This is a genomic window from Paenibacillus xylanivorans (genome assembly GCF_001280595.1).
Taxonomy (GTDB): Bacteria; Bacillota; Bacilli; order Paenibacillales; family Paenibacillaceae; genus Paenibacillus; species Paenibacillus xylanivorans.
Window position 1 is genome coordinate 24,737 of record NZ_LITU01000081.1, and the last position, 12,178, is coordinate 36,914.

Sequence of the window (12,178 nt, forward strand, 5' to 3'; positions counted from 1 at the left end):
GAAAAAAGTGTTGTGGCAACAGACAACCTATAGGAGAGAAGGGGTATCATGGCGCAGCGTTTGCTCGTTATTGAAGATGAACCAACATTATCAAGATTGCTTACGTACAACCTGACACAAGAGGGCTACGATGTTATTGCTGAGGATCACGGATCTTCAGGTTATGATCGGGCATTGTCCCAGGAGTTTGATCTGATTCTACTGGATCTGATGCTTCCTGGAATGAATGGTCTGGATATTCTGAACAAGTTACGAATTCAGGGTGTCAGCACACCGGTCATTATTCTCACAGCCAAGAACGGTGAAGCCGAAGTTGTGCAAGGCTTAAAATCAGGTGCCGATGACTATATTACCAAGCCATTTGGTGTATCCGAATTGCTTGCCCGAGTGGATGCGGTGTTAAGACGCTATTCGAATGGTGAAGATTTGCCGCAACCAGAGGACAAAGATGGTTCCCGAATTATCTTGGGAGAGCTGGAAATATATCCTTTGAAGTATGAGGTTACACTTGGTGGACAATCCATCAGTCTTCGTCCCAAGGAGTTTGAGGTTCTGCTTTATCTGGCCAAGAAACCGGGCGTCGTACTAACACGGGATGATTTGATGAATGCGGTCTGGGGCTTCGATTATATTGGAGGACAGCGCACGGTGGACGTTCACGTCAGTTCATTGCGGAAAAAGCTGGAACTGGACCCGGAGTCGGTGCACATTGATTCGATTCGCGGTGTAGGTTATAAATTGGTTGTAAAAAGAAAAACTCCCCATCATTCGAGTTAACGATGATCGGGGAGTTTTATTTTACATTCCGTTAACATAAAGAATTATTTTCCTTTACGTATAGGGAGTAGGATGAAGCTGTCTGAGTGATACTTTGTACCTACACATTCCACCTCAGGACGGAGCTCATACGTAAAGGAGATTGCGCATTTATGCCCATGTTGCTCGAAGTGAAGCCCGACCAGCCCAAAGAAATGATATATACGCAACAAGAACAAGCCACAACGCCCATTTCAGAACTCACAGATGAAGTTGGAGTTGCGGACACCAAAGGCACTATTATCTCATTACGGGACCAGTGCCGCCAAGTTCCCGTAGTTGGCGTTCATACTACCTGTGGGGAAGCGGCAAGCCTGTTGAATCAGGATCAGGAGTACCCTTGTATTGTATTATGTGATGATCAGATGCAGCCATTAGGATTGTTGATGCGAGAGACGTTATACCGGATGCTGAATGGACGCTTTGCGGCAGATCTTTTCTACCGGAAGCCGGTTGTGCTCGCAGCGGACTCTTCTCCTGTCATTGTCGATGTGCATGCAGAAGCGACCGCGATAATTGACATTGCTCTGGTTCGCAGCGAGCAAAATTTCTACGATTGTTTGATCATTACGGAAGAAGACCGATTGCTGGGTGTGTTGACGATGAGGGATGTCATGTCCCTTTCCCGTAAGCTGCAGCACGTGGCTTCGGAAGAACGTGTACATATTATTACACAGAGCAGACAGGAAATAACAAGAATCAACGATTCCGTCACCAGACTGGTTCAGGCGGCTCTAAAGGCGGGGGAAGAAGCAGAACAGATCATGCAGTTGTCCCAACAGGGTGCGAGCAGTCTCAGTCAGGTCAATGCTTCCTATAACCGTGTATATCAGCATATAGAGGGACAGCAGAAGCACGCTGATGACATGCTGCGCTCCATCGATATGGGTTCGGGAATGGCACGTTCCATTCGTTCTTTGGCCGACCAGAGCGGGCTACTTGCTATGAATGCTTCCATTGAAGCGGCACATGCGGGGGAGTACGGACGGGGTTTCCAGGTCGTTGCTGGGGAGATTCGTGCACTTGCCAAACAAACCCGTGAAGTTGCGGGAAATATGTCCTCTTTGCTGGATGATATCGGCGGGCTAACCAGACAGACTGTAGAACTGGTGAGAGCAAGCGCGACAGAGATTGACAGCAGCTCCGTTCATGTAAACGATGGAGGGGCTGCATTCAAACAGCTGAACACGGCTGTAGCGGGCATGTCCCATATTGCAGAAGATATTGCCATGGAAGGCAAAACGACAGGGGAATTGGCAGAGCATATTCGGGAGAGACTGGAAGATATGGTGCAAGCGGATGATTAATCGAAGGTAGGATGGGCATCATTCATACGCAATGATCGGATGGGAAGGTCATGAGTGTGAAAGATGTCTCTTTTTACATTCCGTTAACATGAAAGTGATACTGTTTTTACAATGAGAGGGTAGGATATTATAGATGGCCGAGAGCCAAGTTCAATCATTGGCATCGGTCTACGTAAAGGGAATCTGGTTGTCCCTGCCGCGAAGGAGAAGTGAACATCCATGAAGGACCTCATTCATATTGAAGGACTTAATCTATACTATGATACGCATCACGCGCTTAAAAATATATCAATGGACCTGCCGGAGAAGACGGTTACCGCGTTTATCGGCCCGTCGGGTTGCGGTAAATCCACCTTGCTTCGTACATTGAATCGGATGAATGACATGATTCCAGGCGTACGTGTGGAAGGACAAGTTATGTTGGACGGTTCCGACATTTATAGCAGTGACATTGAAGTTGAGACGCTGCGCAAGCGGGTCGGAATGGTGTTTCAACAGCCTAACCCTTTTCCAAAATCCATCTACGATAACGTGGCCTATGGGCCACGACTTCATGGGGTGACACAAAAAGCGGAACTGGATCGTTTGGTTGAGCAGAGTCTTGTCCATGCTGCACTGTGGGATGAAGTAAAGGATGTGCTCAAAAAATCGGCACTCAGTCTCTCTGGTGGACAACAGCAGCGCCTCTGTATTGCACGTGCCTTGGCCGTGCAGCCTGACGTTCTGCTGATGGATGAAGCAACGTCTGCACTTGATCCGATCTCGACGCTCAAAATTGAGGAACTGGTGAAGGAATTGCACCACAAATACACGATTGTGATGGTAACCCATAACATGCATCAGGCTGCGCGGGTATCGGGTCGGACTGTATTTTTCCTGAACGGGGAAGTGGTGGAGGCGGCGGATACAGAAACATTGTTCTCCACACCGCAGGATTCCAGAACCGAGGATTATATATCCGGACGGTTCGGCTAAGCAAGCTGAGTTCGAACGATCCCGGTGTGTCCGGAGATGATGGATAAGGAGGACATGGAATCTATGATTCGCAGAAAAGAATTTGATCAAGAGCTTGAGGAACTGCGCACACTGCTTCGGCAAATGGGTGAGCATGTAGGAACGGCGCTGGATGGTGCCATTGAAAGTTTGCAGACGATGGATGCCGAGAAAGCTCAGGTCATCATCAAGAATGATGCGAATCTGAATGCCCTGGAAGACAAAATTATGGAACTGGGTTCCAAACTCATCATTACACAACAGCCGGTAGCAAAGGATTTGCGACGCATTATTGTTGCATTCAAAATCTCAAGTGACCTGGAGCGTATGGGTGACCTTGCCCTGGATGTGGCGAAAGTGACCCTTCGTATGGATGGACAGGAGCTGATTAAACCGCTTGTGGATATTCCAAGAATGGCGGAAATCGTCAAAGCCATGGTTGATGAATCCATCGAATCCTTCCTGAAAGAAAATACGGATCTGGCCTACAAAATGGCTCAAACTGACGATCAGGTTGATCAATTGTACAGTCATATGATCAGTGACCTCTACGCGTTCATGACAGACCATCCGAACAAGGCTTCCCAAGCGATGCTCTTGATGATGGTAGGGCGTTACATCGAACGGATTGGTGACCATGCAACAAACATTGGTGAGAGCACGGTGTATCTGGTAACAGGAAAACGCCCTGACTTGAATCAATAGGTAAGCGCAGCAGTGAATTGGGGTATTATTTATAACGAAATGGAGGGACTTTCTCTCGGGTGGCCTGTATACTGGCCGTCTGTGAAGGAAGTTCTTTTTTTTGTAGGCAGATTATGACCTGAAAAAATGACTGATTTTTTTGTTGTAACTGGTGTGTATGTTATCATGAGAGTAGATGTAATTGAAGGATTGACCATACGATACGCGAGGTGCTGGAATGGACAAGTTTATTCTAATAGATGGAAATAGTATTATTTACAGGGCGTTTTTTGCAATGCCGCCGCTAACTAACTCGAAAGGCTTGCACACCAATGCGGTGTACGGTTTCACCACGATGCTGCTGCGTTTGCTGGAAGAACATAAACCGACACATGTGATGGTGGCATTTGATGCAGGAAAAGTCACGTTCCGACATGAAGGTTACCAGGAATATAAGGGTGGCCGGGAGAAAACACCACCGGAGTTGTCGGAGCAATTTCCGCTGCTGAAAGAGCTGCTTCATGGCTTCGGTATTGCCCAGTTTGAGCTTGCAGGGTTTGAAGCGGATGACATTATCGGAACATTAACGAAACGTGCAGATGAAGCGGGAAGACAGGTTCTCGTTGTGTCAGGTGACAAAGATATGTTGCAGCTCGCTTCTGAACATGTGCATATCGGGCTTACGCGCAAAGGGGTAACCGATATTGAGCTATACGATCCTGCTCAGATTAAGGAACGCTATGGTCTGACTCCGCTTCAAATTATTGATCTCAAAGGCCTGATGGGCGACACATCAGACAATATTCCGGGCATTCCTGGTGTCGGAGAAAAAACGGCTTTGAAGCTGCTGCACCAGTTCGGTTCGGTTGAGGAAGTTCTTAACGGCACAGGCGAGCTAAAGGGAAAAATGAAAGAAAAGATTGAGGCTCACGCAGAAGATGCCCGTATGAGCAAGCAGCTTGCTACGATCCACCGTGAAGTTCCACTGGAACAGACGTGGGAAGATATGCAGTTCGCTGGCTTAAAAGAGGAGCTGGCAGGCCCGGCTTTGGCCAAGCTTGAATTCAAGTCTTTGCTTGAGCGCCTGTCATTCCGCGCAAGTGTAGTTTCTGAACAGGAAGCCGTTCCGGCTGCCGTGGTGGAATCCTCCATAGCAACAGAAGAAACGATTAGTGAACTGTTCGGTTCACTTGAATCCATTGATGTGCTGCATGTGGAGACACATGGCGATAACCCGCATCAGGCGAAACTGATCGGACTTGCGGTAGGTTCGGCTGGAACCTATACATTTCTGTCACCCGAATTGCTTCAGTCAGAAGCTGCTGCACCAGTCCGAGAATGGCTCGGCAATGCAGAACAACCCAAGCGTGGTTATGATCTGCATCGTGTTGATCTGGCGCTGCATGCACATGGAATTGAGTTTGCAGGAGCGTCCTTTGATGTGCAACTGGCTGCCTATTTGCTTGATCCAACCGAAGCGAATCAGACGATTAGCGGCCTGACCACGAAGTATGGTCTGCCTTCGCTTGTTGAGGATGATACGGTTATGGGCAAAGGTGCAAAATACAGGGTGCCTGAGGCAGATATACTCGGAGATTTTCTGTGTCGCAAAGCTGCGGCGGTAGCAGCGATTATTCCACTCCAGGAGCAGGCGCTGGAAAGTAATGAGATGAACGCACTCTTCCATGAACTGGAGATGCCTTTGTCACGTATTCTCGCTGATATGGAGAAACAGGGAATTAAAGCTAACACGGCAGATTTAAAGGCTTTGGGTAGTGAGTTCGAAGAAAATATAAGCAGGTTGATGGCGGAAATCTACAAGCTTTCCGGTACGGAATTCAATCTGAATTCACCGAAGCAACTGGGTGAGATTTTATTCGATAAACTCGGTCTGCCTGTGGTGAAGAAAACAAAGACAGGATATTCAACGGATGCCGAAGTATTGGAAAAGCTGGCTCCTTATAACGATGTGGTCAAGCATATTCTGCAATATCGACAACTCGCCAAGTTGCAGTCCACATATGTAGAAGGACTGCTCAAAGAGATCTCAGATAAGGATGGCAAAGTGCATACGTATTACCGGCAGACCATTGCAGCTACCGGACGTCTGAGCAGCCAGTTCCCGAACTTGCAGAACATTCCGATTCGGATGGAGGAAGGTCGTAAAATCAGGAAGGTATTTGTTCCTTCCGAACCGGGATGGTCCATCCTTGCGGCAGACTATTCGCAGATTGAACTGCGTGTACTCGCCCATATTTCAGATGATGAGCGACTGAAAGAAGCTTTTGTCCAGGACATGGATATCCATACGAAGACGGCCTCCGATGTATTTGGCGTAAAGGCTGAAGAGGTAGATGGAGACATGCGTCGTTCTGCAAAGGCGGTTAACTTCGGTATCGTATATGGAATCAGCGACTACGGTTTGTCCCAGAACCTGAATATTACGCGTAAAGAGGCAGCGCAGTTTATCGATCAATATTTTGAAGTATTCCAGGGTGTGCGCCGATATATGGATGATATTGTGAAGGAAGCACGTCAGGATGGTTATGTCAAAACGTTGCTGGAACGCCGTCGTTATCTGCCAGAAATCAATGCCAGCAACTTCAACCTGCGTTCCTTTGCTGAACGGACAGCGATGAATACACCGATCCAGGGAACTGCAGCGGACATCATCAAGCTTGCCATGGTACAGATGGATGAAGCACTGCGTGAACGCAAGCTGAAGAGCCGTATGCTGCTTCAAGTGCACGATGAACTTGTATTCGAAGTGCCTGCTGATGAGTTGGAACTGATGAAAGAGCTGGTGCCTTCGGTCATGGAAAAAGCATTGGAGCTTTCTGTGCCGCTGAAAGCGGAAGTTAGCTACGGGGCAAACTGGTACGAGGCTAAATAATAGATCCCAAGCGGGTTTTCCGTTATTTTACAAAATGTTTTTCAACTGTTTTCGACACAAGAAGGGGTCCCACTGAGCGCCATCTTCCGTTATAATATAGGGGAGGTGAGAACATCATGCCGGAATTACCGGAAGTCGAAACAGTCAGAAGAACTTTGAATCAACTTATTGTTGGTAAAACCATTGACTCAGTTACCGTTAGCTTGCCGCGGATTATTCAGCGGCCAGACGACATAGATGCATTTGCAATGGAACTTGCGGGACATACCGTGATTGGTGTGGAGCGCAGAGGCAAGTTTTTGCGTATTTTGCTGGACGGGCTGGTGCTTGTCTCCCATCTGCGGATGGAAGGAAGGTACGGGGTGTACCAACAGCATGAGGAAGTGGAGAAGCATACCCATGTCATCTTTCACTTTAACGATGGTACAGAATTACGTTACAAGGATGTCCGTCAATTCGGTACAATGCATCTCTTCAATGCAGGGGAGGAACTGGTATCCAAACCTTTGTTGAAACTGGGGCTGGAGCCGCTTGATCCTGCGTTTACCGTAGCTGCATTCCGGGATGCTGTTGGCAAACGGATGACCAAAATCAAGGCCGTGTTGTTAAATCAGGCATATGTGGTCGGCATCGGGAATATTTATGTGGACGAGGCTTTGTTCCGCGCAGGCATTCATCCAGAGACCATTGCCAAGACATTGACAGCAGCCCAGTTAACCGTACTGCATGAAGCGATCGTGGTTACGTTGCAGGATGCGGTGGATGCAGGTGGATCCTCCATTAAGTCCTATGTCAATGGACAGGGCGAGATGGGAATGTTCCAGCATCAGTTGAAAATATATGGACGCAAATCTGAACCCTGTGCAACTTGTGGTACATTAATCGAGAAGAGCGTAGTAGGCGGTAGGGGCACGCATTACTGTCCGAAGTGTCAACCGCTGCTCTAAATCGGTGATGGGTTTGGCAGCATGAACGAAATCGTCAAATTGTAGCACCCTTGGATTCCTCCCTCCATATACTGATATGGCAGAAATAAGCGGGCGTATACCCATACTGGCAGCCGCCAGTTGGAACGAGTTCCGCACAGGGGAGGAATCCGGGGTGCTGCATCATTTTATTTCATTACTGGCGCTTGCTTTGGCGCTTAGTTTAGATGGTTTTGGAGTCGGGATTACATATGGGCTGCGGAGGACTAAAATTCCGCTGTTATCCATTGTCGTCATTTCCATCTGTTCGGGTCTAGTTATTGCGTTATCCATGCAAGTAGGTGTGCTTCTGTCTCATGTGGTATCTCCGGACGTGGCTTCGATTGTTGGAGCGGTTATTCTGATCGGTATTGGCGCATGGTCGTTGCTGCAACTCATTCGAAAACGAGGCAAGGAACAGCTGGAAACGGATAATGGAGTGGGTGAGGAAACGGGAGCAGGAACAATCCGCAGTGGTACGCAAGCCTCACAAGAAGCTCAATCGAAGGGCAGAAACCAGGTGCTCGCGCTTGAGCTTGAGCCATCTGCTTCTGGAGGATCTCTAGAACGAATGGTCTTTACACTTGAGCTGCGGAAGCTGGGTGTTGTTATTCAAATCCTGCGTAGTCCCTCGAAGGCGGATATGGATAACTCGGGCAGTATATCCGTCCAAGAAGCAATGTGGCTGGGTATAGCCCTTTCTCTGGATGCTTTCGGTGCAGGACTGGGGGCAGCATTATTGGGATTCCCAACTTTGTGGACAGCATTAGTTATTGCGTTGTTTAGTGGGGTATTTCTGTCACTCGGTATGAAAGTTGGATTGCGCTTTGCTGCTCTGCGTTGGATGCGAAGATTATCCGTGCTACCTGCGCTATTATTAATGTTTATGGGAATAATGAAGTTGTTGTGAGGTGAAATAATGAATATTGGCTTAACCGGCGGGATCGCGACAGGCAAAAGCAGTGTGTCCGCTTTTCTCGCCAGTAAGGGAGCGTTGCTCATTGATGCAGATGTTATTGCCCGGGAAGTAATGCTGCCCGGGCATCCCGTTTTGGCTGCGGCTGTTCAGCGGTTCGGACAAGCCATATTGAATGAGGACGGAACACTGGATCGGAAAAAGCTGGGCAGTATTGTATTTCAGAATCCAGAGGAACGTAAGGCACTGGAGGCTATTACACATCCTGCGATCCGCAAGGAGATGCGCAAGCGCGCTGCCCTTTATGAGCTTGAACATCCGGACAAGCTGGTCGTATCGGATATTCCATTGTTGTACGAGTCAGGGCTGGAGGATGGCTTCGAAGAAGTGATGGTTGTATATGTTCCGAGGTCTGTGCAGCGGGATCGACTGATGAGCCGGGATGGAATGACGGACGAACAGGCAGATGCCCGTATAGACGTGCAGATGGATATTGAAGATAAGAAGCAGCGTGCTGACGTGGTTATCGACAACAGCGGCTTGTGGTCAGAGACGGAGCAGCAAATCATTTCATTTTTGCATCGTAAGGGCCTATTATGAGATTGCTGCGTAAGAAACGGGTATTGTTGTTGATGTTTGTGTCTTTTGTATTGGTGCTGTTCCTGAATACCAATTGGATGTCATGGTTCTATCCGATTCATTATAAGGAAGAGATTCGTGCCCAGTCTCAGAGTTATGAGGTTGATCCGTTTCTCATAGCTTCCATCATCAAGGTGGAGACCAATTTTAAGACAAGCAAGGAATCCAAGAGAGGTGCCATCGGATTAATGCAGCTGATGCCCGACACCGCGAACTGGATTATGGAGCAAGCCAAAATTCCGGGCACCTCACTGGAAGAATTGAAGCACGAGCCTGAAAGGAATATCCAGTTGGGTAGCTGGTATCTACGCAATCTGTCAGATCAATTTGACGGGAATGAAGCGGCTATGATTGCTGCGTATAACGCTGGTCCCGGCAAAGTAAACTCATGGCTAAGGGATGGTGTTTGGGATGGCTCATTCGAGACGGTCAAAGATATTCCGTTTGGTGAGACCCGGCACTATGTACAACGCGTCATTTATTATTATAATCAATATGTAAAGATCTATAATACGTTCTAAGATAAGACACTCTGGCTTCGTGGTCTGAAAATAAGTAGAAGCACCGAGCAGGCCGGTTATTCACCGGCCGCTCCATGCTCCTCTATGTTACCGTATTACGATGCAGATATTATTGGTATTGACCTGCCAATTGCTGTTCTGCAATTGTTACCAGACGCTTCGTGATGTATCCACCGATCGAACCGTTCTCGTAAGAAGTCATGTTACCTTGGTATCCGTCTTGTGGGATGCTGATTCCGAGTTCTTGAGCAACTTCATATTTCAGTTGTTCCAGAGCTGCGGAAGCTTTAGTTACCACCAGGTTGTTGGAGTTACCATTGCTTTGTGCCATTGCTGTTCACCTCCTCGCGGTTGGTAAAAGTATTATGTGTCGGCAATACGATTTTCATAACTAAATACATGCAGGGAATTTATGGTAAAAAGTAAAACGTGGGAAGTGATCTGATTTGAAATGTCCTTATTGCGCCTATCTGGGCACAAAGGTGCTTGATTCAAGGCCGGCCAATGAATCGAAATCGATTCGTCGTCGTCGTGAGTGTGAGCAATGTAGCCGTCGATTTACAACTTTTGAAATGGTAGAAGAAACGCCGCTGATCGTCATCAAGAAAGATGGCAGTCGGGAGGAGTTTAGCCGGGACAAGATTCTTCGTGGTCTAATACGGGCTTGTGAGAAACGTCCGGTCTCGGTAGAGACGCTGGAGATGATGGTATCCGAGACAGAAAAGTCGCTGCGGAACACAGCCGATGCTGAAGTGGAGAGCCGCCAGATTGGCGAGCTGTTGATGGAACAGCTGTTTCCCGTTGACGAAGTAGCCTATGTACGTTTTGCTTCGGTGTATCGTCAATTCAAAGACATTAATATGTTCATGAAAGAATTAAAATCTCTGTTGTCCAAAGAAGACATCGAGGAGTAATGAAGCGGGTAAGGGAGAAGAGCAGTCTGGGGTTACCGTAACGTGTTCCAGGTAAAAGGATGTTCTTCTCCAATCACTTGAAACCCAAGAAAAAATTGTTGACAGCAAAAGCTGTATTTTATATGATATAGGAGTCGCCTGCGGAATGGAGCAGAGATGGACAACCGGTTACATTCATATTTTGGGGCCTTAGCTCAGCTGGGAGAGCGCATCGCTGGCAGCGATGAGGTCAGGGGTTCGATCCCCCTAGGCTCCATAATTAAAAGCCTTTAAACACAAAGATTTCTGTGTGTTTAAAGGCTTTTTTCTACGCTTGGATAATTATGATTTGGATCATGGTCATACGTTTCGCACGGACGTAGCACATTGGAGGAGAACAGCATCGATATTTACCAATGAGGTCAATGAGAAACGAGAGACTGTGCTAAAATAAAATGGAATATGCGATTGCTGAAGGCGGTGACGGAATTTCAAAGTTTCTAGGCTGGCGTAAAAAGCTTGCCGTCTTGGCAGGTTTGATCCTTATAGTGGGAGCCTTGTTTTTACCTATGACACACCATATTTCTGCCAAGAAGGATCCTCGGGCGGTTGATGGAATAATTGATTTAACCAACTGGAGTCTGAAGAATGAGGGTCCCGTCCAGCTAAACGGTCGTTGGTCTCTTTATTGGAACAAGTTACTTACGAAACCGGAAATGGCTCAGGCAGATTCCTTCAAACCGATATTCGCTGAAGTGCCCGGTGAGTGGGAAAACAATGGACTGCCGGGGCGTGGTTATGCGACTTATCGTCTGACGGTACATACATTAGGGAACGATGGCCCTTTAGCACTACGAATCCCCGCGATAGCTCCGGCTTACCGCCTGTTTGTCGATGGTCGGTTAATCGCAGAGACTGGTGTCGTGTCATCCGAACAATCAAGCGTAAAAGCGGCTTATTTGCCTCAAACTATTTTATTCAGTCCCTCAGGGAACACCTTTGACCTTTATATTCAGATTGCGAATGAATTGTATCCTCAAGGCGGCATTTGGTTTGGATTAACGCTTGGTACTGAGCCTTCGATGCTCTCTTTGAAGCAGCGTACAGAGATTGTGGAAATAGCCGTATTTGGTGGCTGCGCGTTGCTCGGTTTGTATCAAATCGCGTTGTTCGCCATGCGTCGTTCTGATCGCTCGACCTTATATTTTGGCATCTGCTGTCTTCTGGGAGCCATTCGAATTGGTGCTGTCGGCGAGATGTACATCGTCCACTTCTATCCTCATGTTGATATTCGGATGCTTATCTTCATGGAGTATTTGACCTATTACGGCGGCGTAACCGCAGCGCTGTTATTTGTGAAGGAGCTGTACCCGAAGGATTATCACCCGACAGTTATGAAATGGCTTGTGGCTATAGGCTGCGGTTTCATTGTCAGCGTTTTGCTGCTGCCAACCGAATGGTACACTCGCTTGATTGAAGGTTACAAATATATCTCGATCTTGAGCTTAACGTATATTTTATTTGGTATTGGACTGGCTTATTGGCGGGGAA

General features: G+C 47.6%; 12 protein-coding genes and 1 tRNA gene. 12 read left to right on the forward strand and 1 reads right to left on the reverse strand.

Features of this window, described 5'->3' with window-relative positions; genetic code table 11:
• Positions 1 to 48 precede the first annotated feature (48 nt).
• The 9 genes from AMS66_RS25950 (at position 49) to AMS66_RS25990 (ending at position 9,734) form a co-directional block, all read left to right on the forward strand.
• Entirely contained in the window at positions 49 to 777 is a 729-nt protein-coding gene (locus tag AMS66_RS25950) for a response regulator transcription factor (RefSeq protein WP_053783546.1), read from the forward strand.
• A 152-nt stretch (positions 778 to 929) separates the two neighbouring features.
• Positions 930 to 2,123, forward strand: a complete 1,194-nt coding sequence (locus tag AMS66_RS25955; protein WP_053783547.1) for a methyl-accepting chemotaxis protein — start codon at positions 930 to 932, stop codon at positions 2,121 to 2,123.
• A 219-nt stretch (positions 2,124 to 2,342) separates the two neighbouring features.
• Positions 2,343 to 3,098 (forward strand): phosphate ABC transporter ATP-binding protein PstB, encoded by a 756-nt coding sequence (gene pstB / locus AMS66_RS25960; RefSeq protein WP_053783548.1) that lies wholly within the window; start codon positions 2,343 to 2,345, stop codon positions 3,096 to 3,098.
• Positions 3,099 to 3,161: 63 nt separating this feature from the next.
• Positions 3,162 to 3,821 carry a phosphate signaling complex protein PhoU gene (phoU, locus tag AMS66_RS25965; RefSeq protein WP_053783549.1) on the forward strand — a complete coding sequence of 220 codons (660 nt, stop codon included), beginning with the start codon at positions 3,162 to 3,164 and terminating at the stop codon, positions 3,819 to 3,821.
• Between the two features lie 217 nt (positions 3,822 to 4,038).
• On the forward strand, positions 4,039 to 6,693 hold the full coding sequence (gene polA / locus AMS66_RS25970) for a DNA polymerase I (protein WP_053783550.1): 2,655 nt from the start codon (positions 4,039 to 4,041) through the stop codon (positions 6,691 to 6,693).
• Positions 6,694 to 6,809: 116 nt separating this feature from the next.
• Entirely contained in the window at positions 6,810 to 7,640 is an 831-nt protein-coding gene (gene mutM / locus AMS66_RS25975) for a DNA-formamidopyrimidine glycosylase (protein WP_053783551.1), read from the forward strand.
• Positions 7,641 to 7,794: 154 nt separating this feature from the next.
• Positions 7,795 to 8,568, forward strand: a complete 774-nt coding sequence (locus tag AMS66_RS25980) for a manganese efflux pump (RefSeq protein WP_053783552.1) — start codon at positions 7,795 to 7,797, stop codon at positions 8,566 to 8,568.
• Between the two features lie 9 nt (positions 8,569 to 8,577).
• Entirely contained in the window at positions 8,578 to 9,174 is a 597-nt protein-coding gene (gene coaE / locus AMS66_RS25985) for a dephospho-CoA kinase (protein WP_053783553.1), read from the forward strand.
• On the forward strand, positions 9,171 to 9,734 hold the full coding sequence (locus tag AMS66_RS25990) for a lytic transglycosylase domain-containing protein (protein ID WP_053783554.1): 564 nt from the start codon (positions 9,171 to 9,173) through the stop codon (positions 9,732 to 9,734). The genes coaE and AMS66_RS25990 overlap by 4 nt, the downstream gene beginning before the upstream one ends.
• A 109-nt stretch (positions 9,735 to 9,843) precedes the next feature.
• Here the strand turns inward: AMS66_RS25990 and AMS66_RS25995 are convergent, their stop codons facing one another.
• On the reverse strand, positions 9,844 to 10,065 hold the full coding sequence (locus tag AMS66_RS25995; RefSeq protein ID WP_053783555.1) for an alpha/beta-type small acid-soluble spore protein: 222 nt from the start codon (positions 10,063 to 10,065) through the stop codon (positions 9,844 to 9,846).
• Positions 10,066 to 10,180: 115 nt separating this feature from the next.
• Here AMS66_RS25995 and nrdR point away from each other — a divergent pair, with 115 nt between their 5' ends.
• The 3 genes from nrdR to AMS66_RS32850 all read left to right on the forward strand — a co-directional run.
• Positions 10,181 to 10,648, forward strand: coding sequence for a transcriptional regulator NrdR (gene nrdR / locus AMS66_RS26000; RefSeq protein WP_053783556.1), 468 nt, complete (start codon positions 10,181 to 10,183; stop codon positions 10,646 to 10,648).
• Positions 10,649 to 10,831: 183 nt separating this feature from the next.
• Positions 10,832 to 10,904, forward strand: a tRNA-Ala gene (locus AMS66_RS26005).
• Positions 10,905 to 11,082: 178 nt separating this feature from the next.
• Positions 11,083 to 12,178 (forward strand): 7TM-DISM domain-containing protein (locus tag AMS66_RS32850; protein WP_201782224.1); only part of this gene is annotated, 1,096 nt, incomplete at its 3' end.